This is a genomic window from Sphingomonas sp. PAMC 26621 (assembly GCF_000251145.1).
Classification (GTDB): domain Bacteria; phylum Pseudomonadota; class Alphaproteobacteria; order Sphingomonadales; family Sphingomonadaceae; genus Sphingomonas.
In genome coordinates, this window is the sequence record NZ_AIDW01000037.1 from 81915 (window position 1) to 107086 (window position 25172).

General features: G+C 60.4%; 23 protein-coding genes and 1 tRNA gene. 4 read left to right on the plus strand and 20 right to left on the minus strand.

The genetic code is table 11. The features are described 5' to 3' along the window. Window positions 1-29: 29 nt before the first annotated feature. The 14 genes from RI03_RS18030 to folK all read right to left on the minus strand — a co-directional run bounded on the left by RI03_RS18030 (window position 30) and on the right by folK (window position 15016). Window positions 30-1367, minus strand: coding sequence for an ANL family adenylate-forming protein (locus tag RI03_RS18030; protein WP_010219043.1), 1338 nt, complete (start codon window positions 1365-1367; stop codon window positions 30-32). Then, entirely contained in the window at window positions 1364-1603 is a 240-nt protein-coding gene (locus RI03_RS18035; RefSeq protein WP_202949378.1) for an acyl carrier protein, read from the minus strand. The genes RI03_RS18030 and RI03_RS18035 overlap by 4 nt, the downstream gene beginning before the upstream one ends. Further along, window positions 1596-3398, minus strand: a complete 1803-nt coding sequence (locus RI03_RS18040) for an HAD-IIIC family phosphatase (protein ID WP_010219045.1) — start codon at window positions 3396-3398, stop codon at window positions 1596-1598. The genes RI03_RS18035 and RI03_RS18040 overlap by 8 nt, the downstream gene beginning before the upstream one ends. After that, window positions 3398-4582 (minus strand): SDR family oxidoreductase, encoded by a 1185-nt coding sequence (locus RI03_RS18045; RefSeq protein ID WP_010219047.1) that lies wholly within the window; start codon window positions 4580-4582, stop codon window positions 3398-3400. Before RI03_RS18045 ends, RI03_RS18040 begins: the two co-directional genes overlap by 1 nt. Before the next feature lie 2 nt (window positions 4583-4584). After that, window positions 4585-5643, minus strand: coding sequence for a 3-oxoacyl-ACP synthase III family protein (locus tag RI03_RS18050; RefSeq protein WP_138995726.1), 1059 nt, complete (start codon window positions 5641-5643; stop codon window positions 4585-4587). A gap of 51 nt (window positions 5644-5694) precedes the next feature. Further along, window positions 5695-6375 (minus strand): MBL fold metallo-hydrolase, encoded by a 681-nt coding sequence (locus tag RI03_RS18055; RefSeq protein ID WP_010219049.1) that lies wholly within the window; start codon window positions 6373-6375, stop codon window positions 5695-5697. Further along, the gene (locus RI03_RS18060) at window positions 6375-7085 is read right to left on the minus strand and encodes an SDR family NAD(P)-dependent oxidoreductase (RefSeq protein WP_010219050.1); all 711 of its coding nucleotides are present in this window, start codon (window positions 7083-7085) and stop codon (window positions 6375-6377) included. Before RI03_RS18060 ends, RI03_RS18055 begins: the two co-directional genes overlap by 1 nt. Next, the gene (locus RI03_RS18065) at window positions 7082-7384 is read right to left on the minus strand and encodes a hypothetical protein (protein WP_037515577.1); all 303 of its coding nucleotides are present in this window, start codon (window positions 7382-7384) and stop codon (window positions 7082-7084) included. Before RI03_RS18065 ends, RI03_RS18060 begins: the two co-directional genes overlap by 4 nt. Before the next feature lie 110 nt (window positions 7385-7494). Next, window positions 7495-8256 carry a GNAT family N-acetyltransferase gene (locus RI03_RS18070; protein ID WP_202949379.1) on the minus strand — a complete coding sequence of 254 codons (762 nt, stop codon included), beginning with the start codon at window positions 8254-8256 and terminating at the stop codon, window positions 7495-7497. Between the two features lie 560 nt (window positions 8257-8816). Beyond that, window positions 8817-9779, minus strand: a complete 963-nt coding sequence (locus RI03_RS18075) for a glycosyltransferase family 2 protein (RefSeq protein ID WP_238542449.1) — start codon at window positions 9777-9779, stop codon at window positions 8817-8819. Window positions 9780-9899: 120 nt separating this feature from the next. Continuing rightward, entirely contained in the window at window positions 9900-10331 is a 432-nt protein-coding gene (locus RI03_RS18085) for a sugar 3,4-ketoisomerase (protein WP_010219056.1), read from the minus strand. A 333-nt stretch (window positions 10332-10664) separates the two neighbouring features. After that, window positions 10665-13781 (minus strand): glycosyltransferase family protein, encoded by a 3117-nt coding sequence (locus RI03_RS22905; protein WP_170318412.1) that lies wholly within the window; start codon window positions 13779-13781, stop codon window positions 10665-10667. Between the two features lie 646 nt (window positions 13782-14427). Continuing rightward, a tRNA-Lys gene (locus RI03_RS18105) sits at window positions 14428-14503 on the minus strand. Window positions 14504-14518: 15 nt separating this feature from the next. Beyond that, entirely contained in the window at window positions 14519-15016 is a 498-nt protein-coding gene (gene folK, locus RI03_RS18110; RefSeq protein ID WP_010219059.1) for a 2-amino-4-hydroxy-6-hydroxymethyldihydropteridine diphosphokinase, read from the minus strand. Between the two features lie 23 nt (window positions 15017-15039). Between folK and RI03_RS18115 the strand changes: the two genes are divergently transcribed. After that, window positions 15040-15708, plus strand: a complete 669-nt coding sequence (locus tag RI03_RS18115) for a uracil-DNA glycosylase (protein ID WP_010219061.1) — start codon at window positions 15040-15042, stop codon at window positions 15706-15708. A 199-nt stretch (window positions 15709-15907) separates the two neighbouring features. Here the strand turns inward: RI03_RS18115 and aguB are convergent, their stop codons facing one another. Then, entirely contained in the window at window positions 15908-16759 is an 852-nt protein-coding gene (gene aguB, locus RI03_RS18120; protein ID WP_010161833.1) for an N-carbamoylputrescine amidase, read from the minus strand. A 49-nt stretch (window positions 16760-16808) separates the two neighbouring features. Between aguB and RI03_RS18125 the strand changes: the two genes are divergently transcribed. Beyond that, window positions 16809-17207, plus strand: coding sequence for a low affinity iron permease family protein (locus RI03_RS18125; protein ID WP_010219062.1), 399 nt, complete (start codon window positions 16809-16811; stop codon window positions 17205-17207). Window positions 17208-17389: 182 nt separating this feature from the next. Here the strand turns inward: RI03_RS18125 and RI03_RS18130 are convergent, their stop codons facing one another. The 3 genes from RI03_RS18130 to RI03_RS18140 all read right to left on the minus strand — a co-directional run bounded on the left by RI03_RS18130 (window position 17390) and on the right by RI03_RS18140 (window position 21335). Further along, entirely contained in the window at window positions 17390-18427 is a 1038-nt protein-coding gene (locus tag RI03_RS18130) for a metallophosphoesterase (protein WP_010219063.1), read from the minus strand. 282 nt (window positions 18428-18709) lie between these two features. Continuing rightward, window positions 18710-19684 (minus strand): agmatine deiminase family protein, encoded by a 975-nt coding sequence (locus RI03_RS18135; protein WP_010219064.1) that lies wholly within the window; start codon window positions 19682-19684, stop codon window positions 18710-18712. A 19-nt stretch (window positions 19685-19703) separates the two neighbouring features. Next, complete coding sequence (locus RI03_RS18140) at window positions 19704-21335, minus strand: M28 family metallopeptidase (RefSeq protein ID WP_010219065.1); 1632 nt, start codon at window positions 21333-21335, stop codon at window positions 19704-19706. Between the two features lie 167 nt (window positions 21336-21502). Here RI03_RS18140 and RI03_RS18145 point away from each other — a divergent pair, with 167 nt between their 5' ends. Further along, complete coding sequence (locus RI03_RS18145; protein WP_238542439.1) at window positions 21503-23479, plus strand: alpha/beta hydrolase family protein; 1977 nt, start codon at window positions 21503-21505, stop codon at window positions 23477-23479. A gap of 282 nt (window positions 23480-23761) precedes the next feature. On the opposite strand, the gene rpsD is transcribed toward RI03_RS18145, so the two are convergent. After that, entirely contained in the window at window positions 23762-24376 is a 615-nt protein-coding gene (gene rpsD, locus RI03_RS18150) for a 30S ribosomal protein S4 (RefSeq protein ID WP_010161826.1), read from the minus strand. A 212-nt stretch (window positions 24377-24588) separates the two neighbouring features. On the opposite strand from rpsD, the gene RI03_RS18155 reads away from it, so the two are divergent. Then, window positions 24589-24894: a chorismate mutase gene (locus RI03_RS18155; protein ID WP_010219067.1), complete on the plus strand. Its 306-nt coding sequence runs from the start codon at window positions 24589-24591 to the stop codon at window positions 24892-24894. 7 nt (window positions 24895-24901) lie between these two features. Here RI03_RS18155 and RI03_RS18160 read toward each other — a convergent pair whose 3' ends face one another. Beyond that, window positions 24902-25162: a hypothetical protein gene (locus tag RI03_RS18160; RefSeq protein ID WP_010219068.1), complete on the minus strand. Its 261-nt coding sequence runs from the start codon at window positions 25160-25162 to the stop codon at window positions 24902-24904. Between the last annotated feature and the right edge of the window lie 10 nt (window positions 25163-25172).

Genomic DNA, 25172 nt, shown 5'->3' on the forward strand with positions numbered 1-25172 from the left:
ACTGACATCAGGGATGGAAGGGGCGGGACTTACTTCCGAACTTTTTTCTGCCGGACTGAATTAAAGCTTTCGGTGGAAATAATGACCTTCGACGGTGCCTTGTACGAGGTCAGCGTGGCGAGGCAGGCTGCGCGGATACGTTTCTTGAGCACGTCCACTTCTTCCGGTTCGCGCAAACGCACTTTGGCGACGACAATTTGGCCCAAGATATTGTGCGCTTCGCCAAACACGGCGGTATCCTCGATATTGTCAAGACCCATGATGACGTTCTCGACCTCGACTGGATAGACCTTCTGACCGCCGACATTGATAATGTCAGTGACACGGCCGAGAATCTTAAACCATTCGCCGTCAACGATAACCTCGTCTTGGGTGTTGAACCAGCCATCGTCGTCAAAGCCGCTCTTTGCGTTCAGATAGCCTTCCATGCGGTAATCCGACTTGATCCAGAGGATGTTTTCGCGAACCTGCGTCTGAAAGCCCTGCCCACCGATCCGCAGCCACAAAGATCCGTCGGGGCGTGATTGCGAATGCAGCACGCCGACCTCCGACAGACCATAAGTCTGTTGCAGGACGACGCCGGGAAACGCTTTTTGCAAACGGTCGAGCGTGCCTTGCGGCATAACTTCCGTGCCATAGGTAATGCGTCTTAAAGACGACAGATCGTGGGTCTCGTGCCCACGCAACAACAGCAGCAGGTTGAGAAAAGACGGCGTTACCGGCAGAAGCTCAACCTTGTACGTCTCGATCGCGCTGCACAGCATCGGGATTGATCGATCGTCGATGGTTACGAGTGTGCCTAGGCTCGATGTTATTGCCAGTATCGTATTTATGCCGCCAAAGTGGTCGATCATAAGAAACGGAATGGTAACAAGCGGACTGCGCTGCTTGTGGAATTTCTCCGCCACGCGTTCAAAATCATGCAGGATCGCCTTGGGCGCGCCCGTCGACCCGGAGCTGAACAGGATAAGGCCGGCATGCCCCTTGGTCAGGAAGCCATCGAGCAGATCATTCTGCACCGCAATCGCCTTCGACACGATCTCGAACGACTGGCCGTGCTCGTCGAAGGAGACGAGCCAGTCCGACCCGCAGACCTGCAACGCCACATCTTCCTCAACCACCGACTGTCGGCTGAGCGGGATGACGAGGCACTTTTGGATTGCCAGCGCCAGCAGCATGCAGAAGACTTCCGGCGAATAATCGCCCACGACGACCACCTTCTGGCCGGCGGCGATCTTCCTTGCCGCGAGCTCAGCGCCGAAGCCCTCCACCAGCCCACACACCTGACCATAGCTCACCTTGCGCCCGTTATGGACGAAGGCGACAGTTTCCGCATGATCGCGGAAGCGATCGATGAGCCAGTTCACGCCCGGCCCTCAAGTAATTCCTTCATCACCAACTTGATGAGCGCATAGGAGGTGAGCTCGCCAGCTTCCTCATCCGGCACCGAAACGCCGAACTCTTCCTCCAGGGAGAGGATGAGGTCCATATGCTTGATGGAGTCCCACTTCTCGATCGTGTCCATGCTCGAATCATCATCAATGTCTGCTGGATCGATCTCCAGCACCGTTGCGATAACTGACTTCAGTTTCGTTTCATCCAACACAGGTCACCTTTATCCACGGGGATTTCTGATCTTTGAGCCGGTCGACGGTGGAGAGGTAGCTACGCCGCTGCGCCGCCTCGTCCTCCGCCTCGATCTCGAAGCCGAGGCGATCGAAGATGCGCTCGACCAGCACATTCTTGGCCGTCCTGATGTATCGGCCCCGTATCTTCAAGTGGCCCCGCGCCGCCGCATCGACGGCGATGGTCGACCAAATCGCTTCCTCGACGCCTCGCCCTATTACCCGGCAACTCATCAGAAACGCCTCTACATCAGCCGCGTCGCTGGAATAGTCCATCACAATCACAGCGGTTAGCCCGGCGCTGCCGAACTTGTCCTCCACCACGACGGAATAGACGCATCGTTCGGCGCTGGTCATGGCAGCAGCCACTTCGCCGGGAGTGTAACGACGCGTCGTCGTGTTGAACTGGTTGGACTTCTGGCTCAACTCACTGATGCGCAACTGGTCGCGCTCGCTGTTGCGGGCGATGTGGATGCGCAAGTCCAGCGAGGCAAGATATTCCTCCTGCGAGGAGAACTGGGCGCGCGTATTCTCGGCTGACAATTTCTGCTTATATTGTTGCGACTTGGCTTGGCTTTCCGCGCTCACCCCGCCAGATAAGAACAACGCCTTAATTTGCTCGATCACCTGCGGATAGTCGGTCAGGTTAGTCGGCACCTGGACTGTGCGCACACTGGGCACCTGTGACCGCACCCCCTCCAGCTCATAAGTAGAATCGTCGAGGAACACGATGCTGTCCAGGCCTACGTTCAGCTCCGCGGAAATGGCGCGAAGGTTGCTGGATTTGTCGTCCCAGTTGATCTTGCAGATCGTCAAATTTTCGGCGCGGATCGGCATGTCGGGGTGGTTGGCCAGAACCTCCTCAACATCCGCGGGATTATTCTTGGTACATAAGCACAGCACTGCGCCGGCTTGCTCAAGCGCGAGCAGCTCTTGCTGGGCGCGCCAGAACACGCTGCCGGGATATTCGAACGGCGACAGTTTGATGCCGTCGAGCAAATCTTCCCCGATCACGCCGCCCCAGAGGGTGTTGTCGCAATCGAGTGCCAAAACTTTGTAAAAGTAGCGGCCATAGCCCCGGGTTGCGGCCATGATCCCGCGCCCGATCTCGTCGAGCATCGCGATGGAATAGGGCGCCTTGGCTTGCGCGTAGAAGCGTCGGTCAATCAGCGCTCGCAGGCCCACGTTGGCCGCGAACGCTTGAAAATCGACCAGCGATGCGTTGGAGAACTCGTCGACGACACCTTTCAGTGCTGCGCGGAACGCGTCCAGCGCGCCGGCGACGGCATCCTGCCCGATGACCTGCACCATTGGCTCGGCGCGATGCATGCCAGCCACCAGGACCTGCGGCACATCAGGGCAGCTGGAAAGCGCCACTCGATATTGCTCGGCAAGATTGCGCCCTACCTGATCGACGGTCACGGGATCAATACCGGCGCTCAGTTGCGCCTCGAACGCAGGTTGGAGATTGTCGAAGAAGGGGATCGCCAGGATATAGTCAACGCAGTTCTGCCCGAACGCCAGAAAATCGGGCAGCAGCGCGTCATAGCCGCCCATCACAACTTTCAGCCTCACCCCCGCCACTAGCGCATGACGCCGCAGATAGAGAGCGAGCCGGTCGACCTGCACATTGGATGCGACTCCGATGGTCCGCTCCGTCAACGTACCATCGGCCTTCTCCAGCCCCGACACCGCCTTCTGCACCTGAAGGAAACTCGCCGCTGGATCAGTCAGCACCGCGCGCAGCGCGTTCAGTTCGGCCGGGTCAGCCATCACATCGAAGACCCCCCGTTTACGGAAAGACTATGGCCGTTGATGTACGCCGCCTCGTCGGATGCGAGAAACGCAACCGCAGCAGCCACATCTTCCGGAGTAGACAGCCGCCGCAGGGGCGTCTGCCGGGCGATCATCAGCTGCATCTTCTCGGATATATCGCCGATCAGCGCGGTTTCGGTCATGCCCGGCGCGATGCTGTTCACCGTGACCCCTAAGGGGCCGTATTCGGCGGCCATTTGGCGAGACAGCGCAGCCAGCGCGGACTTGGCGACGGAATAGGCGGTCCAGCCGGGCGTTGGGTTGGATTCAACTACCTGCGACGTGATATTGACGATGCGACCGAAGCCCGCCGCGCTCATATGCGCGAAGCAGGCGGTCGATATCTCGAAGGCACCTCGCAGCTGAACGTCCAGATGCTTCTGGACGTCGGACCACTCCACCGCCGTCAGCGGCTTGGGCCCGATAGCGGGCGAGGCATTGTTGACGAGAACGCTAACGCCGCCGAACGCGTTGACGCACGCTTTGACGACGGCCTCCCCGACACCCGCCCGGCTCGCATCGCCCTGCACGGCCAGCGCTTTGCCGCCCGCCGCCTGAAGCTCCGCGACGAGGCGATCGGCGCGGTCGCGTGACCGGGCATAGGTTACGACGACGGCATAGCCATCGGCGCTCAGTCGGCGGGAAATCGCACCGCCGATGCCCCCCGCGCCACCGGTTACGATAGCAACCTTGGCCGCCACGGGCGCGACGGGGGACGCCTGCACCTTCGTCGCGAGCACCTTAACCTTCGCATGGCCGGAGAGGATGATCTCGTCATTCTGGTTGGTAATCGTCGTTTCCAGCTCCAGGAGGCGATCCCGGTCGTGCTTCTTCAGCACGGTGCAGGCGATGACAAGGTCGTCACCCAGCCGCACGGGCTTGCGGAACTCCATATTCTGCGACACCCAAAGGGCGCCGGGACCTGGCAACTTCGTTCCGATGACCGTCGAGATGAAGCTGGCACCAAGCATGCCGTGGACCACGATATCCTTGAACGGCGTAGTCTCGGCATAGTCGCGGTCGACATGGAGTGGATTATTGTCCCCCGTCATGTCGACAAACCGCTGCACATCCTCTTCGCCGATATGCTTTGACAAGGTGCGGACATCGCCGACGGAAATGGCGTCGAAATTGGAAAACATGCTCAATTCGTGCCTGCATTGCTGATGTTGGACCAGCGCCACACGCTAGCGCCGAAGTTGAAGCCTGCGCCCACGGCAGCGATAACGACGCTGTCGCCCTGCTTCATCTTGCCCGCGCTGACCGCTTCGCTGAGCGCGATTGGGACCGAGGCGGCACCCGAATTACCGACCCGCTCAACATTGGTGTAGGTGGACGCCATATCGCGGCCGAGTTTTCGTACCAAATATTGAATCAGCTTGAGGTTGGCTTGATGGAAAATGAAGAAGTCGGCGGTCTTCGGCTCTATCCCCGACTTCTGGCATGCCGCCTTCACGACCCTAGGCAGATGTGTAATCGCCTGCTTCCAGGTTGCGATCCCGTTCAGTTCCATCGTGTCGATGGACGGGTCGAACGGGCGGTCTGGCCGGGTCCAGGTCGATCCGCCGCCCCGTACGCGGACCGCTTCATAATTGGAGCTATCCGTGTGGAATGCCGAAGCGACGATGCCTGCGCCCGGCCGGCGGCCGAGGATCACCGCGCCCGCGCCATCGCTGTGATAGATCGCCGCGTCTGCATTGCTTCGCGAAATGAAGCGGCTGTTCATCTCCACCCCGATGACGAGCGCGTTGCGGAGGTCAGGATCGAGCCGCATCCGGTCGCTGGCAACCGTCAACCCGGTCACGAAGCCTGCGCAATTGGCCTGCACATCAAGCATCTGCCCGCCGGTCACGCCCAGATCGGCGTGGATCTTCGCGGCTAGGGCCGGAAATCGATAGTCGGCAGAAAAAGTACAGCAAACGATCATGTCGATGTCCGAGGCATCGATTCCGGCGCTCGCCATCGCATCGCGCGCCGCGCTGAGCGACAGGCCGGAGGCTGTCTCGTCAGGCGCCGCGAGATAGCGGCGCTCAATGCCTGTTTTTTCGAGGATCCACTCGGGCGTGATGTCGAGATTGGCGCAGAGAGTTTCGTTATCCTCGACCAGAGAACCCAAGCGGTGGCCAACCCCAATAATGGCGACGCCGCTACCTTCCTTCGCCTCATTCGGGGCGGACTGAAGCGCCCCTTCATGCTCTGTCACAATCACACATCCTAAATAAATTCGTAGACCCGGATATTATAGCGTTCTTGTTTAAACGCTTATCGTTTGATCCTCGGCCCTGAGAAAATCTCGAAGCGCGCGATTGCCGGATTTTATGGAACCGAACAGGGCAGTTCTCCCGTGACCGGGACAGATCAGAATGTTGTCCGGTATCTCCTTCATCGCCTCTGCTAGGCTTTTGCGCAGCAGTTCGGGCACCTCGCCCGGCGTTTTTGAAAGACCGATGCCGGAGGCATAGAGGCTGTCGCCCGTGAAACAGGCATTGCCGATGGAGATGAAACAACTGCCCGGCGTATGCCCCGGTACATGCCGATAGCGCACCACAATATCGCCCACGGAAAACTCGCCCGACACGCCATCGAAAACGGAGAAGCGCGGCGTCTTCACGCGGGAGGTGAGCTTGAACGCCATCAACAGGAAGTTCGCGGTCTTGGCGATCTTTAAATCCTGTGCGTGTATGTGAACATCTAGCGCGTAACGATCCTGAAATATCGCCGCTGACCCCATATGGTCGAAATGACCGTGAGTGCATACCACCGCTTTCAGTAGGCCACCGACACTGGCGACGGCCTCGGACAGCGCATCTGCGTCCAGGCCTGTGTCGACGAGGATCAGATCGCCGGTGGTAGAGTCACGCCAGAGATAGCTATTCGACGGAAACTCGCCAGCGTGAACCTGCCAGATATTGTCAGATATCTGACAGAAGGTCATTAATTGACCCCGCCGATGAAAATGGTCTGCGCGGTGATATAGGAGCTGCGTTCCATGGAAAAAAAGTCGATGACGTTCAGGATATCGTCGATCTTCGCGAAGCGCGGGATGGGCAGCCCTGAGATGATCTCCTCGATTTTATCACGCGGCAATTGGGCAAGCATGCTGCTGTCGATGGCAGTGATACCTACTGTATTGCACGTCACATTGAACGAGCCGAACTCCTTAGCCATCACATTTGCGAGGGTGCTGAGCCCGGCCTTGGTCGCCGCATAAACGGAATCGCCGATCGGCTCGAGGCTTGCGGCCATGGATCCGATGTTGATGATACGGCCCCACTTGGTCTTGCGCATGAACTTCGCCGCCTCTCGCGAGACTAGGAACGGTGCAAGCAGGTTCACATTGACCATCGCCTGCGCGGCGGCGGGCGGCATGATCATGGAGTATTGCGAGGTCAGTACCGCGGCATTGTTGACGACAATGTCGATTTTGCTCGTATGTTTGCGAATTTGCGCAAAAGCATCGGTGATCGCAGACGTGTCGGCCAAGTCCACGGCAAAATGCGTGTACTTCGAATGATCGATGCTGGGATCGCCACGTGCAAGACCCACCACGGCACCGCCCTGATCAAGAATGTGCAGTGCGATGTCACGGCCCACACCACGCGTGCAACCGGTCACAATAGCGGTTTTGTCGAAATATATGCTCATCGGTCACTTTGCAGCAGTTCGACGATATAATCTATCAGCGTCCCTACGGTATCGAAAGGTGAAGGCTGACGGCTCATCGCGCGATCGTCGGTTAACGCAATCGGCATTTCGAATTCGCTACCGACTTCCGTCTCGACATCGACGATGACGGACACCAAAGCCAGAGAGTCTATCATGGAATCGCTACCAAACAAGACCGACTCCCGGTCTAGCGCGATTTGCTCGCCGTCCGCCTGCTCCTCGTTAAGGTTAATTAGTGCTTCAAAAACAATCGCCTTAACTTTGTTCTCAAGATCCATTTCTTTTCCAAACTCCACCTCGCCGCGACATACAGCGATCCTCCCCCCGATCAGGGGCCAGTTATCCGATTTACGATTCCTTTAGACTTTATCCCCGCCCAAGGGCAACCTCATGCCGAACCGCCCATCGCCATGAGCGCACGGGCGCGTGGGATAAACGTTGCCTGATATTCCTCGCGCAAGATGCCTAACACGACGGCGTCATGAGCACCCACTTCGGTCCGATAATGACTGCGAAGGCGCCCCTCTTCGACCATTCCGAGATATTTCTGCCATTTGACCATTCGGCCATTATTGGCAGAGATCATCCCGAAAAGTCGCGAAAGGCCCAGGGTGTTGAAGGCGAACTCGTAGAGGAGGCCCATCGCTTCCACGGCGACGGGCAAGCCCTTCGCCTTCTCCTCCTCACCAATCAGAAAACGACCGGTTTCTGCTCGACTGTTATAGGTATCGATGTCGACCAGCGACAGCATGCCGATGGGCGTGCCGTCCTTGAGATGAATGATCCAGTTATACTCGCCTGCAGGGCGGGCAGCGATCCACTTCGCTTGCTGTTCAACCGAGGCGGCACCCGCATTGAGATGCCGGGCGCGCTCGCTCTGCCGCCAATGGAATGTCCTCTCGGCATCGCTAATAGATAAGGGACGCAGGTCGATATAGTGACCGTTAAGGATCACGGACTTGCAACTCATGACGATCCCCAAACGGGCTGGTGAACAAAAAATGCGGCTTAAATGCATTGCCAGGCACTTGCAACGCGCTTGCAACGCAACCGGGATTATTCGGCTTTTTGCGAACCAGATAGCAATATCAAAACCTTCCCCCGGTCTCTGAAATGGCTTCGGGTCGTGATAATTCAATGCCCGGATCACGCTACTCCCACGGCGGCTTGTGGGGCATAATATTGCTCTGCAGGCGGTCACGTCGCGAAGGCGTCGGTGGCACCATGGTCGGCGGCGGTCCAAACGGTGACCTTGACCGCTGAACAGCGCTGTCTAACCACAGGACAAGGCCGCGGTCCGTTACGCGCACAGCTGCTTTCGCATGCGGCCGGTGCGCTTGGGACTTTCCAAGCCGCGCGACGAAGCACTGGCTAGTGCTGCGGTGACTCACGCACCAAATCGCTTCTCCCCTCGCCGCTTTGCCTCGGCATCCAGTACGTATACCTGTCGTCGACATGCGGCTCGACGGCAATGGAGGCATAATAGGCAATGCGGTGGGTCTCGCGGCGCGCGGCGAGTCACCCGGTATCGCCAACGTCGATTGCCAGATGCACAATTGCGTAGATACGCCCAATATCGGCCCTAATGCCTTTCAAAGGCCAGCAGACTGGAGAGGTCGTCCGATACGATGGACAGATAGCGCACGATCCGACCGCTCGGCCCATCAGCAGTACTTTCTGCAAGCTCCCTGCCCGAGACCAAGCCCTTCTCTAGCCGCGCAGAAATAGGTCGAAGAGCGCCCGGAACGACAGGCCGAAGCGATGCTCCAGCATGGCGGCCGACGGCGCATGCCCTAGCAGCGAAATGAGCGCCTCGATGCCGATCTGCCGCACGGACTCGATGGGATGGCGCAGGTAGAGAAGCGCGAGAAGCACATCGCGATTATCATCCTGCCAGCCGACGCCGTCGAACGATCCGTCATAAAGGATTACGTTGATGAAGCTGTCCGGGACGCGGGTGCCGAATGCGCGGAAGATCGCACCCATTTCCCGATGCATACGGACGTTATTCGCCGAGCGGGATAGGTTTTTGTCGTGTAGTCGGTAGGAGACGAGCCGGTCAGGATCAATGGCGAGAACCAGGCCGCTCGTCAGAGCGCGCAGCCAATAATCATAATCCTGAAGCTGAAGCAGACCGGGATGGAAGCCGCCTAGCCGTTCCCACGCCGAACGCCGCAACCCCACGGACGAGGCGCATAGGAAGTTGCCGTCTTCGTAAAGCGACTTGAACAGCATACCCATGTCCGTGACCGAATGGGCGCGGAAGAAGACCGGGAAGGCACTGTCTGCCAACACCCCACCTTCACCGTCGATCAGCGTCGGAAAGGTAGCGTGCAGGTCGGCTTTGGCTAGCGCCCGGACCTGCGCTTCTGCCCGGACGGGGGAGGATAAGTCGTCGCCCGATTGCAGCAGAAAGATGTCGCCCGTCGCCTCGGCCATCGCCATGTTCATTGCCTGACTCGGCCCCTGTCGAGGGCCTTGCAGAACGCGTACGCCCCGACTGCGGTAATCGCATGCCCGCTCGACGGTGCGATCCTGTGACCCGTCGTCAACGACGATAATCTCCATCGCAGGATAGGTCTGCGCAAGTAGGCTGGTTATGGCGCTGTCAATGAAACCTTCATGATTGAAGGTCGTCACCAGCGCGCTGACTAGGGGCACCGAAGCCTGCATCGTACGCACCACCACTCCCCACTTGCACGATTTAAGTCATGATCTCCGTTCCGGGGCGCACGTCACCCTGATAACGACGATGCCCTCAGCCGGCCTTCAAATGGGGCCGGACACCTGCGCTTATCCGGCCACAGCCTGCTCCGCGCTATAACGGACGAAATCGTCGTAATTCCGGATGTAGTCAGATTCGAGATAAACTTCCGACGCCAGCACGAAACAGACCGCCCCTGGCGAAAAGCGATTGATCCGCCGCCACACGCCGGGCCGAATGATAAGGCCGGAATTGGGACGATCCAGGGTGATAGTTTCTGATACCCTGCCATCGGTCAGGTGGACATCAAAGCTACCGCTCATCGCAAGGTAGACTTGGTGTAGCTCACGATGGGCATGCGCCGCCCGATCGGCGCCTTCAGCCAAATCGTACAAAAAATATACTCGCGCGATGTTAAAGTCGATGTCAATACCGCCCTGGATAACACTCAGACAGCCTCGATCATCCTCTATTCGCGGGAAATCTACTGAATGCCACTTTGCCGTTTCGTTACATGTCATTACCCGACGCTGTTTCCATTATTAAAGGTTATCCAATTAAACACGTCGACCTTATCCGTCAATCGCCCCCCGCCGCGGGCGGACGGGGGCGAACTGGGACCACCACGCGCTACTGCCGGCCGTCTGCTGGGGCGAACGACGGCGCGACTTTCAGGGCCGTTTTGACACAAGAATGACGCCTTCGGATTGAGGGACGGGCGATGGACTGAGCGACGAGGCGATCGACGTTCAATAAGGTACCAATCTCCGGTGCGCGGTATCCAGAGCCCATTGCATACATCTCATAAACATGGGGATCAGAGCCAAACGGATCGACGCCCCAAAGATTGGAGTTCAGTTGATACTGCGATCCCGTCTAGATGCCCAATCGATAATTCGCTCAGGCCAGATTAACGAAACTGAGCCAGCACCTTTTCTTGTATCGATTTTATTGACCTGAGCGGGATTACTCAGCTTGAGATAGTCGATGATTCGGTCCTGGAAGCTGTAACCCTTCGCAACCAACGCGTTACAGGCAGCTACCCGAGCTAGGCGCTCCGTATCATTGTTAAGAAAATACGCACATTTTTCGTAAAGGTCATCGATGTCGGAAAATGTGACGATAGGGGAGTCGGCCCCGAACAAGAGTTCCATATCGGAGTTAGGCACATACTGAGTGATCAGTAAGCTTTTTGATGCGAGGATATCCAGTATTCTATGCTGCATTCCTGTACCGGCATGGATTTGAGGTATATTTATCGATATCTTAGATCGGTCATAGACTTTGCAAAGGTCCGAATGCCTTCGCAAATCATCATCGCTTCGAAAGGATTGCACTGCAGCCGGGGACATCATCAATGCAGACCGCCAGCGCGCATTGCCATAGAGTTTGAGACCCAGCGGCGCGAGCCTCTCCACGGCTTGCAAGCGCATTCTGTTTGTAACGATTTCTTGCATGCGCGTTTCTAGTAGGGAATAACCCCAGTCAGCAAATTCGCAAAGTCTTTTCGCCGCTTTTTGTGAAGCCGGCGCCATACTAATTTGGCCTGTTTTTTGAATGTCCGCCAGACACTTGGCCATTAATTCCAAGCCTTTAGGCAATTCCTGATCAACACGAAAAAGAAAGGTATCAAGTTCATGATCACCAAGCATGGCGGCAATCCACGAAATTTCGGTTTGCTCGGTGCTAGAGCTTGATTTTCTGTCCTTAGTCGTCGTAGCGAACGGAAGAAAACTGACATCAGCTCTTATATCAAATATAGACTTCGCATCCTCATCAAACGACGAGTATACTGGCGCAGCATGTATTGGCAGGCTCAACGCAATACCATGCCCCCTGTCTACGTAACTAAATATATCGTCTTCTAGGATCGAAACGATTGTACAGTTGAGAGATGATACAGTTTCCGGTATCACCAAAGCGTTATTCAAACTTAAGGCAAAGTCGTACGATTTACTTCGTATGAATTCCTTAATAACTGACTTGTACGATTGATCCTGCGACCCCTTTGCGTTGTCGACAGTCGCAAAATGTTCACCAGCGTAAACATCAACGTTGACGCCGCTTTCGGCAAGCGACCTGATCATTTCACTGACATAGAAATTCGGAATACCTCCGGAATTTCGATCAAAGGTGAAGAACGCCGCTTTTTTTCTACTTTTTTGCGACCTGGTATACGAAATATGGGTCATCACTTCAGCTAGACTTGACCCACCACCGGGGTTCATCTCGATATGCCATTCATCCGAAAAGAAAAAAGACGAACCTCGGCCTTCATATTGACCGTGCTTAACGAAGTGCTCCAAAGGGTCGACGGCAGCGCTAGCAACGTCTGGATTTCGCTCCAGATAAATCGCGGGATCAAACCCTACACCTTCAGTGCTGATGCTTATAGCTTTGAACAGCCTCTGCTCAATCTCGGAAAGGCCTCTATCATGTGTATTGAGACGCTTTTTTCGAACGTAGGAAATCGCACGGTTCAATAATGAACTTTTGTATCGGTGTGCCGGCGCAGGTTCCGCGGACACATTTTTTCCCGAGAGCCCCGTCAAAGCAACATCCGCAGCGTGCTGAGCCAGAAGTTCATCAATTCGCTTTAAATGTAGAAATTTGTCAAGTTTGTCCGGATTATAATCATAGAGGTCGTAAGGAGGGGGGGTTATATCACGACGACAGATACTGTTTATCGTCTCCTCAAGATCGATAGAGGCACCATTGTAGTATAGATCAAAATGGGCACGAGACTGCTCTGAGTGGATCTTAAGCGAACTTAAGTCGATACTACGTATGGTTCTTGAAAACTCTTCTGGTGTTTTCCAAATAAAACAGCTCTCGTATACAATGTCGCGACTGCTGAAAAATCTTGAGAGATAATTGTCAGGCATTATTATAGGAATACCAGCGCCCATCACCTCAATGGTTGTTCGTGCTCCACCGATTGGGAATGACCCAATGAAAAGATCAACAGAGCGGTCGACAATTGAATCCCAGAAGGAAGCTGTCCATGGTACATGGACAAATCTGTCAGGCTCAAGCCCTCGTTTAATCAATGTCTGACGAATTTCTGCGAGATGCGGTGTGGATATCCCACCAATATGGATGTGGATACCGTCCCGACACATTAAGCGTTCAGCAATTAACTCATTGTAGGGATACAGATAAAAGTTTCGAAATTTATGGTAACTGCCAGACGAGCACGTTGTCAGGCTGCCGCCCGGCATAAAGCTTGACGCAATACGCCGCGAGACGCGGTCATCAACGGTCATTGGAACGTAGGCGTTATCAGCCAAACCTTCGTTAGTCCGACAATTATGGTATCCAACATTATGTGGATCGACGTGAATTGCCCCTTTAAGGTGAACGCCAAGGCACATGTTGTAGTCGGCATGATGATAAAATACGACATCCGCCGTTGTTACAAATGGTGAAGCTCCCGATATTATGACAGAGTCTTGATGGTGATTCAGAATAAAAATTCGAGTTGGAGCAGCTTCGATTAGTTTCAGTATAAGCCATCCTAGTTTTGATACGGAGTCGCCTTGGGGACAGATAGATACATCGGCCCCTGATCCATCAATCCGTGAAAGTGCCAAGTCTTCAGGCGTCATATCTTGGAGATAATCTGTCGCTATTACGGTGCAGTCATATTCCGGGTGCGCATTGATTAGGTCTCTGATAACCAGTGTTGTACCACCATATTTATAAAGGCCGGTACACAGTACAATCATCCGCATTTTCTCTGGCTTGGCTGCCTTCAGTATCTCTCGATTAAAGGTTCGATCAAAAAAACTATTTCCTACCAACTCGCAAAGGCTATCGACTTTGCGAGCGCCCACGACTTCGCCTGGAGCCGCCTGCATATTCATCACCGCGACAACAAAGTTTCTTATTTCGTCTAGAGCACCGTTATAATCGTTCTCGGCAACAAAGGCGTTCACTGATGCTTCTAATTCCGAAAATAGCGAAAGCATTATTTTCCCCGGTAGGCGTGCGAGCAGGCGGCCAAAGCTGAATTTATCGGATTTGTGCGATATCCGCGGCCGAAAGGCAATGATGTGAAGGGCCTCACGGTACCGGCTCTGCTGCAGGAATTCGGCTGATGCCAAAGCGCGCTGAGGAAGACCCGCGGCCGGAATTTCAGGCTGCTGGAATTTGATTCGATGTTGCCTGCCTATGTAGGCCTACGATGACGGCAGCAATTGATGTTCAATCTGACTACTCATCGGACGGATTTGCCTTGATATGGCCGACGAAGAGGCGATGCGGATCAGGTCCGCCGCTAATTGACATTGGCGCTGATCGGGGTCGGCGGGAGCCGGACTGACGTGGCGAAACGAGCTGACATAATGCTGCAGATCGCGCGCGACTGGATTTTGCGACTCCACGAGAACGGCCGCGACGGTCTGGCAATACGAAAGGCACCTGAGCGGGACTCTATTATGTAAAATGAACCGCGTACCCGGCTTTCGGTGGCTGTGGAGGCGGAGCCGATCACTGCGCCACATCGGGGAACGCTAACGGCGCGCCGATCTGGCGTAATAATTCGGGGATGAGTTCGCACTCTGAGCGCCGCTGTTATACCAAAGTCAGCGCACCGCCAGGGCTCCTCCGACAACGTGGTGGGCTCGCCGGGATTCGAACCCGGGACCTACAGATTAAAAGTCCGTTGCTCTACCGACTGAGCTACGAGCCCTCACGTCGAAGCGCGTTAGGAGCGGATCGGCGTCGGGTCAACCTTGCGCAAGCGGCTGGCGAGCTGACGGATCGTCCGTCCGCTCGACGGATCGCGCCAGCGCGGGGCGATCGTCGCGAGCGGACCGAGCACGAAGTCGCGGTCGGCATAGGCGAGATGCGGCACGCGCAACCCCGGCGAACGCCACGCCCCACCCGACCACAGGACGATGTCGAGGTCGATCACGCGTGCTGCCCAGCGCCGCCCGCGGCGCCGCCCGAAGTCCCGCTCGATCGTTTTCAGCCGCCGCAGCAGTTCGGGCGGCGAATCGGTGCAGGCAACGACCACGACCGCGTTGACGAACCGCCGGCTCGACGGGCCGACCGGCGTGGTCTCGATCAGCCGCGATACTGCGATCACCCCCGGCAACGCCGCGATCGCGGCAGTCACTTCGGCGCGCGGCCCCCCGTGCCGCCCGCGGCGGTTCGAACCGATTGCGATCGCATAATGCGGGGAAGTGGTTGAGATCGTCACCCGAACACGCCTATCGCGTTTCGATGACCTTCGCACCCAGCCCGATCCCCGAATCCGAACCGCCCCGCGATTGCCCGCTGTGCCCCCGCCTCGTCGGCTTCCGCGAGGAACTCCGTCAGGAATTCCCGACCTGGTGGAACGCCCCGGTCAACGCCTTTGGCGATCCGGCGGCGTGGCTCGGGATCATCGGCCTAGCGCCGGGCAAGCACGGGGCGAATCGCACCGGGCGCCCCTTCACCGGGGACCATGCCGGGATCCTGCTGTTCGACACGCTTGCGCAGCACGGGCTCGCCACGGGCACCTATGAGGCCAAGCCCGACGACACGCTGCAATTGCAGGGCGCGATGATCATCAACGCGGTCAAATGCCTGCCGCCGCAGAACAAGCCGACGCCCGAGGAAATCCGCACCTGCCGCCCGTTCCTCGAGGGGCAGATCGCCGCGGTCCCGCAGGCGCGCGTGTTCGTCGCGCTGGGGCAGATCGCGCATCAGTCCGCGGTCAAGGTGCTCGGCGGGCGATTGCCCAAGTGCAAGTTCGGGCATCTCGCCGAACATCGCATGCCCGACGGGCGGATCCTGATCGATAGCTACCATTGCTCGCGCTACAACCAGAACACCGGCCGGCTGACCGCCGAGATGTTCTCTGCCGTGTTCGCACGTGCGGTAGAATTGCGTGACACTACGGCACGTTAACGGAATATTTTCGGTCGAATGGATGAGAGATTTGGTCGTCCAAATCCGATAAGACAACGATGTCCGCGGCGGAGTGTTGCAGCGGTCGTGGCGCGTAGCGTACCGATACGCGGGAGCGATTACGGCAATCAGGCGGGTCAAACCGCCGCCCCCGGCCCGGTCGCTCCCGCGGGTCTCCCCTCGACCCGCCGGATCCGTTTCAGATATCCTGGACCAGCCGCCCGTACAGCTCGGGCCGGCGATCGCGGAAAAAGCCGAACGCGGCACGATGGCGCTTCACCCGGTCGAGGTCGATCGTCGCGGTGATCACACCCTCCTCCTCGCGTCCCAGCTCCGCCAGGATGTCGCCGCGCTCGTCCGCGATGAAGCTGGTGCCGTAGAAGGTCTGGTCGTGCTCGACGCCGACGCGGTTGGCCGCGACGATCGGCACGACGTTCGACACTGCATGGCCGACCATCGCGCGCCGCCACAGCCGCGCGGTATCGAGCGACGTGTCGTGCGGCTCGCTGCCGATCGCCGTCGGGTAGAACAGGACTTCCGCCCCCATCAGCATCATCGCGCGCGCGGTTTCGGGATACCATTGGTCCCAGCACACCCCGACGCCGAGCGTCGTTTTCGCAGGACCGGGCCACACCTTGAAGCCGGTGTTGCCGGGGCGGAAATAGAATTTCTCCTCATAGCCCGGGCCGTCCGGGATATGGCTCTTGCGATAGACGCCCTGCACCTCGCCGTCGGGGCCGATCATCGCGAGGCTATTGTAATGATGCGGCCCGTCCGCCTCGAAGAAGCTGGTCGGGATCGTCACCTTGAGCGCCTCGGCGAGCGCCTGCATCGCGAGCACCGCCTTGTGCTCGCCGACTGGTTTCGCGTTGGAGAACAGCCCCTCGTCCTCGACCCGGCAGAAATATTCGCCCTCGAACAGTTCGGGCGGCAGGATCACCTGCGCGCCGCGGCTCGCGGCCTCGCGCACGAGTTCCGAGACATGCTCGATATTCGCGTCCATATCGTTCGAGAAAGCGAGTTGCAGCGCGGCTACGGTGATTTCGGTCATGCGCCGCCATATCGTGCTTCGTACGCCAGATTCAAACGGGATATCGCTGATGGAACGGTTGTTCGAGACGATTGCCCAACGTGTCGCCAGTTGGGCGGGGCGGCCGATCGCGTTCGTCAGCGCCTTCACGGTGGTGGCGGTGTGGGGGATGACCGGGCCGCTGTTCCATTATTCGGACACGTGGCAGCTCGTCATCAACACCTCGACGACGATCGTGACGTTCCTGATGGTGTTCCTGATCCAGAATGCGCAGAATCGCGATGCGTCGGCGATCCAGGCCAAGCTCGACGAGATCATCCGCGCGACGACGGACGCGCGCAACGAGTTCATCGGGATCGAGCACATGACTCAGGACGAACTCGAGCGGATCAAGCGCGTGCTCGAGCGGGAGTGCGGCGACGACACGACGCATCATGAATCGATCGAGCGGTTGTTGGGGCGGCTTTAGGGTCCCGCCGCTGTGTGTTCCTGCGCCGGCAGGAACCCAGAGTTGCAGACGTCGCGTTCGTTTGACGGAATCCCCCGACCCGTTCGGGCTGAGCGAAGTCGAAGCCCCGCTCGCGCCAAAGGCCTTGCTGAGGGCGGCAAGCGGCCCTTCGACTGCGCTCAGGGCGAACCGAAGAGGTCAGTCTAGCGTGGCCCCGCGCGCAGCGTGATCCGCGTCAATTCCGACGGCACGCCCAGCCGCAGCGCGAACCCCGGCCACAACCCCGTGCCGTTGCTGACGTACAGCGTCATGCCCTCGACGGCATAGCGCCCCGAGACGAACCCGGCGTTGCCGCGGGCGACCAGCCGGTCGAGCCCGACGATCATCCCGCCGTGCGTATGCCCCGATAGCTGCAACGCCACACCGCGCGCCGCCGCGGTGCGCGCCATCCGGGGCTGATGGTCGAGCAGGATGATCGGCGCGCCCGCCGGTGCGCCTGCCAGCGCCTTCCCCAGATCGGGCGTGGGATGGCCGGTCTCGCGCGCCGACAGATCGGTGACTCCCGCGATCACCAGCCGCCCGTCGCCGCGAGTCAGCACCGCGTGCGCGTTGGGTAGGAGATGCATCCCCATCCCTGCGAAATGCGCCATCCACGCCTCATATTCGAAGAAATATTCGTGGTTGCCCGGGATCGCGTAGATCCCGTCGGCGGCGCGAAGCCCGCGCAACGGTTCCACATCCGCGCGGCGCATCGCGATCGATCCGTCGATGAAGTCGCCGGTCACGACGATCAGATCGGGGTGGAGCGCATTGGTGCGATCGACCACCGCCTGCGTCCAGCGCGCGGGGAACAGGCGGCTGATGTGGAGGTCGGTCAGTTGCACCAGCGTATAGCCGTCGAACGCCGCGGGCAGCCCGGGGATGACGACGTCGATATTGCGCACCGGCGGCACCCGCTGCGCCTGCGCCACGCCCAGGGCGGCGAGCACCAGCGCCGCCAGCCCCATTGCGTAGCGCACCGCCACCGCCACCACGAAGCCGCCCTGCCCGATCAGCAGCGCGGGCAGGCGCGCCAGATCGACCGCCAATTGGAACACCGCGAGCAACAGGATCGCGCCATATGCTACGTTGAACGCGAGCACGACGCCGCACGGCATCTCGGGCGCGAACGGTGACCCCGAGGACAGCCGGCTCCACAACAGGAATTGCGAGCCTACCAGCAGCACACCCGCGAGGATCACCTTGGCCGCCGGATGCCACGGGAGCGGCAGGATGAAGCGCAGCGTGACGAACAGCCATGGCAGGCTGAAAAGCAGGTGGAAGATCGCGCGGTCCTTCTGGCGTTTGCGGGCGTGGTTTTAAGCGGCTCGTAGCGCAAATTGCGGCCCCCATCCCGTTCGTTTCGAGCGAAGTCGAGAAACCCGGCACAGCGCAGGTTTCTCGACTTCGCTCGAAACGAACGGGTGGAGGGTTCAAACGGGTGAACGGCAAGAACGGAAAGAGGGAGGGGAAGGCTCCCCCCCTTACCTCGGAATCTGCTGCGAGATGCAGTGGAAGCTGCCGCCCCCGGTGAGGATCGCATCCGCGCGCAGGCCGACCACCTCGCGCCCCGGGAACAACGCCTGCAACGCCGCGACCGCCGCCGCATCGTTGGGCGCGCCGTACAGCGGCACCACCACCGCGGCATTGCCGATGTAGAAGTTCATGTAGCTCGCGGGCACGATCTCCTCGTCGCGCAGCACGCGGCCGGGCGACGGGATGCGCACCAGGTCGATCCCCGGCATCTCGGCGGCGGCGGCAGCGGCGTGCTGATAGACCAGCCAGTTGGGGTCGTTGTCCGCGGCCTCGGGAATCGCGAGCACCCCCGGCGCGACGAAGCGCGCGAGATTGTCGACATGCCCGTCGGTATGATCGTGCATCAGCCCGTCGCCGAGCCACAGGATCTGCGCGAAGCCGAGATGGTCGTGGAGCCGCTGCTCGATCTGCGCCTGGTCGAGCGCCGGGTTGCGGTTCGGGTTGAGCAGGCATTGCCGGGTCGTGACGAGCAACCCGGTCCCGTCGCCATCGATCGCGCCGCCCTCGAGCACCCAGTCGCAACTTTCGACCGCGATCTGCCTGTCCTCGGCGAGCCGCCGCCCGATGTCGGAATCGCCCGGCAGATCATATTTCCCGCCCCAGCCGTTGAAGGCGAAGTCCCGCCCGCTGCCGTCCGACAGCAGGATCGGTGCAGTGTCGCGCAGCCAGATGTCGCCGAACGATTCGACCACGATCTCGGCGAAATCGCCCGCCATCGCGCGCGCGGCGGTCGCCGCCTCGTCATCCGCCGCGACGAGCAGGACGCGCTCGCCGCGCCCTTCGGCATGAACCGCACGCGCGAACGCGACCACCTCGGTGCGCGCAGGCTCGAGGTCTTCGACCCACAATTCGGGATGGCTCGGGAAGCCGATCCAGACGGCAGAGTGCGGGGCCCATTCGGCGGGCGGGACGGCGCGTGTCATGCTTCAAACGTTCCTGTGTTTACTTGCCCGCGCGGCTCTTGTCGCGAATCGCGCGGAACTCGGCGGTGCTGTACCAGTTCGGCCAATTCGTCCCATCCGCCAATTCACGGCCGAGACCGTAATAGAGCGTCAGATCCTCGACCGCCCCCGACCAGTCCCACGCCGCATTATATTCGTCCTGCGGCTTGTGATAGCGATGGACGATATAGTCCTCGGTCGCGGCATGGCCAGCCGCGGTCCCGCCGACGCGCAGATCCTCACCCGATTCGCCGTAGAACATCGGCACGCCAGCCCGCGCGAACGCGAAATGGTCCGAGCGGAAATAGCTGCCGCGCTCGGGGTTGGGCTCGGGCTTCACGACGCGGTCCTGCGCGACGACGAGCGTCTTCATCATGTCCTCGAGCTCGGACTTGCCCGCGCCCGTCACGACGAAATCCTTCGCACGACCGACGACGTTGAGCCCGTCCATGTTCACGCCGCCGACGGTCTGCGCCATCGGGTAGATCGGATGTTCGGCATAATAGCGCGAGCCGAGCAGCCCGCACTCCTCGCAGGTGACCGCAAGGAACACGGTCGAGCGCCGCGCCGGCCCCGCCTTGGTATTGGCTTCGGCAAGCGCGACCAGCCCGGCGACCCCGCTCGCGTTGTCCAGCGCGCCATTGCAGATATTGTCGCCATCGACCGGGTCGCAGCGCCCGAGATGGTCCCAATGCGCGGTGTAGAAGACGTACTCGCCGGGTGCGCCGCCCTGCGCGGCGGGCTTGCCGGGCAGGATGCCGACGACGTTCTTCGACGCCTGCCGCTTGATCGTGGTGTCGAACGACGCCGATGCGGTCACGCCCAGCGGCGCTGCCTTGAACCCCTTGACCTTGGCGGCCTTGCTCAACGCATCGAAATCCTGCCCCGCGCTCGCAAAGAGAGCGCGCGCCTTGTCGAGCTGGATCCAGCCGATCGCCTGGCTCTGGTCGGCATGGTCGCCCTTCTCGTCAAGCTCGAGCTGCGGCCCAGTCCAGCTCGACTGGACGACGCCCCAGCCGTAGGCCGCGGGCGCAGTCTCGTGGACGATCAGCGCGCCCGCCGCGCCGTGGCGTGCGGCTTCCTCGAACTTGTAGGTCCAGCGGCCGTAATAGGTCATCGCGCGGCCCTCGAAGAGGCCGGTGTTGTCGGGTGCCTGCCAGTCGGGATCGTTGACCAGGATGACGACCGTCTTACCGCGGACGTCGACGCCCGCATAATCGTCCCACCCGCGCTCGGGCGCGGTGATGCCGTAGCCGACGAACACGACCGGGCTGTCCTTCAGGTCGATCTTCGGCGTGACGCGGTAGGTCGCGAGCACCATGTCGCTGCGATAAGCGAAGCTGACCGGGGTCTTGCCGCCCTTGAACGTCATCGGGGTGACGTTGCGCGCGGTCAGCTCGACCAGCGGCACGTCCTGGAACCACTTGCCGTCGTTGCCGGGCTTGAGCCCCGCCGCCTTGAAGCGCGTGACGATGTACTCGGTCGCCTTGGTTTCGCCCGGCGTGGTCGGCTTGCGGCCCTCGAACGCGTCGGAGGACAGCGTCTTGGTCACGTCCTTCAGCGTCTCGACCGAGATCGCGGGGGCAGGCTTCGTCGCCTGCGCCGCGATCGGTTGCGCCAGTCCCGGCAGCATTGCCAACACAACGCCAAATCCAAGTGTCTCGAAGCTCTTCACCGGCACGCACCCCTATTGCTTGGCCGGTGTTCTGACAGCCTCGCGTGCCGGGCGCAATAACGCCAACCAGGTGACTTGGCGGCGCGAATTTGCCTGCTATCATCCCGCCCAGGGGAGAAATGGGGATGAGAAAGCGCTTTATTGTGATGGTGTTGCTGGCAACGGCCGCAACGCCCGTGCACGCCGCCAGCGATGCCGCCAAAAAGTTCGGCGCGCGCGAGGAAGTGCAGCAGATCAGCCTGTCCCCGGACGGCAAGCATTTCGTCGCGCTGGTGTCCGATGCAAAGCGCGGGGCCAGCGCGATGGTCTTCTCGACCGACACGGACACGCCTCCGGTCGTCGTGGTGGCGTCGTCCGGCGAGAAGGAACAGCTCGACTATTGCCAATGGTCGAACAACACCCGGCTGATCTGCGGGCTCAGCATCACCGTCGGGCGCGTCAGCGGGATGCTCGGGTTCGACCGGATCGTCACGCTCAGCGCGGACGGCAAGGACATGAAACTGCTGAGCGCGCGGACTTCGCTCGATTCGGTCGGGATCATGCAGGATGGCGGGCACGTCATCGACTGGCAGGGCGACGCCAAGGGCGACACCGTGCTGATGACGCGGCAATACGTCGCGAAGTCCGATACCGGCACGCATATCGCGGGCGAAGGCGAGGGCATGGGGGTCGAGCGGATCGATCCGGTTACGCTCCACCGCCAGACGGTCGAGCGGCCGCGACCGATCGCGCGCGAATATATCGCCGACGGGCAAGGCCATGTCCGCATCATGGGGCTGCGGCCGACGACCGGGGCGGGCTACAGCGGCGCACGCATGATCTACCAATATCGCAAGCCCGGCGCGACCGCCTGGCTTCCGCTCAGCATTGTGGCCAGCGATTCGCAGACCGAGCAAGGCTTCGATCCCTATGCGGTCGATCCGGCGCTCAACGTCACCTATGGGTTCGACGCGCAGAACGGGCGCAAGGCCCTCTACAAGATCGCACTGGACGGCAGCCTCAAGCGTGACCTCGTGTTCGCCCGGCCCGATGTCGACGTTGCCGGGCTCGTCGTGATCGGCCGACAGCACCGCGTCGTCGGTGCTACCTATGTCACCGATCGGCGACAGGTCGAATTCTTCGATCCGGAATTGAAAAAACTTCAGACGAGCCTTGCCAAGGCGCTGCCGAAACAGCCGCTCGTCCGCTTCGTCGATGCCAGCGCGGACGAATCCAAGCTGCTGCTATGGACCGGAAGCGATGTCGACCCGGGCGGCTTTGCGCTGTTCGACAAGAAGACGCGGCATCTGGGCGGGCTGCTCCGCTCGCGCCCGCCGCTCGAGGGCGTCACGCTCGCGCCGGTGAAGGCGATCACCTTTCCCGCCGCCGATGGGACGCCGATCCCGGCCTATCTGACGCTACCCGTCGGCCAGACTGCGAAGAACCTGCCCGCAATCGTCATGCCACACGGCGGGCCGGGCGCGCGCGACGAATGGGGGTTCGACTGGCTCGCGCAATTCTTCGCCGCGCGAGGCTATGCCGTGCTCCAGCCCAATTACCGCGGATCGACGGGGTATGGTGACGGCTGGTTCCAGAAGAACGGCTTCCAGTCGTGGCGCACCGCGATCGGCGACGTCAACGACGGCGGGCACTGGCTCGTCAAGGAAGGGATCGCCGCCCCGTCGACGCTCGCGATCGTCGGCTGGTCCTATGGCGGCTATGCCGCGCTGCAATCCGCGGTGCTCGACCCGACGCTGTTCAAGGCGATCGTCGCGATCGCCCCCGTCACCGATCTCGACACGCTGCGGCACGAGCATGACAATTACATGGACTATAATCTCGTCGACGCCTTCATCGGCAAGGGACCGCATGTCCGCCAGGGCTCGCCCGCGCAGAACGCAGCGAAGATCACCGCGCCCGTGCTGATGTTCCACGGCGACCTCGACCAGAATGTCGGCATCGGCGAATCGCGCCTGATGGCGAGCCGGTTGCGCAACGCGGGCAAGAAGGTCGAACTGGTCGAGTTCAAGGGGCTGACGCACCAACTCGACGACAGCGAGGCACGGACCACGATGCTCGATCGCAGCGACATGTTCCTGCGCACGACGATGGGGATTCAGTAGGGGGTTTCAGGCTGCCCCCACCCCCACCCCCACCCCGTTCGGGCTGAGCGAAGTCGAAGCCCCCCTCCCCACGGGCCTTGGCCTGTTTGCGCGCGGCCCTTCGACTGCGCTCAGGGCGAACGGGACGGGGGGAAAGGAAGCGCAACGAAAAAGGGCGGCCCCAGCGGGACCGCCCTTTTTTGTCTCGAACCGCGCCGTGGCAAAGCCACGTCGTCGGACGGGGCGGTGCCCCGCCGGCCGCTCGCGCGGGATGTCCGGATTAGCCGAGGCTAATCCGCGTCATCAGCGCGAGTAGAACTCGACCACGAGGTTCGGTTCCATCTTCACCGGGTAAGGCACTTCGTCGAGCGACGGAACGCGCGTGAAGGTGACCTTGGCCGCGCCGTCCGGAGCGACGTAATCGGGGATGTCGCGCTCGGCGAGCTGCTGCGCTTCGAGCACCAGCGCCATTTCCTTGGCCTTGTCGCCCAGCGTGATCTCGTCACCGACGAAGCAGCGGCGCGATGCGATGTTGCACTTCACGCCGTTGACGCGGACGTGGCCGTGCGAGACGAGCTGACGCGCCGCCCAGACGGTCGGGGCGAACTTCGCACGATACACGATCATGTCGAGACGCTGCTCGAGCAGGCCGATCAGGTTCTGGCCGGTGTCGCCCTTCATGCGCGCTGCCTCGGTGTAGCAGGCGCGGAACTGCTTCTCGGTCACGTCGCCGTAGTAGCCCTTGAGCTTCTGCTTGGCGCGGAGCTGGATGCCGAAGTCCGAGACCTTGCCCTTGCGGCGCTGGCCGTGCTGGCCGGGGCCGTACTCACGCTTGTTGACGGGCGACTTGGGACGACCCCAGATATTCTCGCCCATCCGGCGATCGAGCTTGTACTTTGCGCTGCTACGCTTCGACATGATGAATTCCTTGCAAGTGCCAATAACAAGACCAACGCCGCGGTGAGGCTTTGCTGATCGATACCCGGTCATCGCTCCGCCTGACCCGAGGGTCTGGTCGGGGCCACCGCTTCACCGGGGTGCGGGGCCTTTTGCGAAGGCGGGCGGGTAGCGGGGGATGCGGCGTGAGTCAAGCTGGACAGGTCGGCAATGCCGCGCCAAGGGCTGTGCGCATGACCGATCCGATCCTCCCCGGCCCCGACTGCACGACGATGACCGAGGTGCGCGCAGGCGTCGACGCGCTCGACCGCGATCTGGTCGCGCTGCTTGCGCGCCGCTTCGCTTATATGGATGCGGCGGCACGGATCAAACCTGCGCGCACCGCGGTCCGCGACGAAGCGCGCAAGACGCAGGTCATCGCGAACGCCTGCGCCGAAGCGCGCGCGGTCGGCGTGCCCGAAGCGGTCGTGGCCGACCTCTGGGAGCGACTGGTCGAAGCGTCGATCGCCTATGAGCTAGCGGCGTTCGACCGGCGGTAGACGCGCCTCAGTTTGGAAGCGGCAGGGCGTGCCCGCTCATTTCCTTTTGCGAGATATAGCGTTCCGCGGCGGTCTGTCGGCTCGCGCCGATCTCGGCCCATTCGGCGCGGGTGTGGCACACGCGCTTCGGGAAGAGCGATCCCGTGACGTCCTCGGCGCGGCAGATCTTCTTGTCCGGATCGGCGATCGGCTTGGCGGCGACCGCGGGATCGGCTGCGTGGGCGACCAGGGGCGAACTCAGCAAAATTGCGGCAAGTACAAGTTTCATAACGTCCCCC

What these genes read in the sequence shown, in the direction of transcription:
- RI03_RS18040 (WP_010219045.1), bottom strand. Translation starts at nt 3,398, where the DNA reads ATGGCTGACCCGGCCGAACTGAACGCGCTGCGCGCGGTGCTGACTGAT.
- RI03_RS18045 (WP_010219047.1), bottom strand. Translation starts at nt 4,582, where the DNA reads ATGTTTTCCAATTTCGACGCCATTTCCGTCGGCGATGTCCGCACCTTG.
- RI03_RS18055 (WP_010219049.1), bottom strand. Translation starts at nt 6,375, where the DNA reads ATGACCTTCTGTCAGATATCTGACAATATCTGGCAGGTTCACGCTGGC.
- RI03_RS18060 (WP_010219050.1), bottom strand. Translation starts at nt 7,085, where the DNA reads ATGAGCATATATTTCGACAAAACCGCTATTGTGACCGGTTGCACGCGT.
- RI03_RS18065 (WP_037515577.1), bottom strand. Translation starts at nt 7,384, where the DNA reads ATGGATCTTGAGAACAAAGTTAAGGCGATTGTTTTTGAAGCACTAATT.
- RI03_RS18075 (WP_238542449.1), bottom strand. Translation starts at nt 9,779, where the DNA reads ATGCAGGCTTCGGTGCCCCTAGTCAGCGCGCTGGTGACGACCTTCAAT.
- RI03_RS18085 (WP_010219056.1), bottom strand. Translation starts at nt 10,331, where the DNA reads ATGACATGTAACGAAACGGCAAAGTGGCATTCAGTAGATTTCCCGCGA.
- RI03_RS22905 (WP_170318412.1), bottom strand. Translation starts at nt 13,781, where the DNA reads ATGCTTTCGCTATTTTCGGAATTAGAAGCATCAGTGAACGCCTTTGTT.
- RI03_RS18115 (WP_010219061.1), top strand. Translation starts at nt 15,040, where the DNA reads ATGACCTTCGCACCCAGCCCGATCCCCGAATCCGAACCGCCCCGCGAT.
- aguB (WP_010161833.1), bottom strand. Translation starts at nt 16,759, where the DNA reads ATGACCGAAATCACCGTAGCCGCGCTGCAACTCGCTTTCTCGAACGAT.
- RI03_RS18125 (WP_010219062.1), top strand. Translation starts at nt 16,809, where the DNA reads ATGGAACGGTTGTTCGAGACGATTGCCCAACGTGTCGCCAGTTGGGCG.
- RI03_RS18135 (WP_010219064.1), bottom strand. Translation starts at nt 19,684, where the DNA reads ATGACACGCGCCGTCCCGCCCGCCGAATGGGCCCCGCACTCTGCCGTC.
- RI03_RS18140 (WP_010219065.1), bottom strand. Translation starts at nt 21,335, where the DNA reads ATGCTGCCGGGACTGGCGCAACCGATCGCGGCGCAGGCGACGAAGCCT.
- RI03_RS18145 (WP_238542439.1), top strand. Translation starts at nt 21,503, where the DNA reads ATGAGAAAGCGCTTTATTGTGATGGTGTTGCTGGCAACGGCCGCAACG.
- rpsD (WP_010161826.1), bottom strand. Translation starts at nt 24,376, where the DNA reads ATGTCGAAGCGTAGCAGCGCAAAGTACAAGCTCGATCGCCGGATGGGC.
- RI03_RS18155 (WP_010219067.1), top strand. Translation starts at nt 24,589, where the DNA reads ATGACCGATCCGATCCTCCCCGGCCCCGACTGCACGACGATGACCGAG.
- RI03_RS18160 (WP_010219068.1), bottom strand. Translation starts at nt 25,162, where the DNA reads ATGAAACTTGTACTTGCCGCAATTTTGCTGAGTTCGCCCCTGGTCGCC.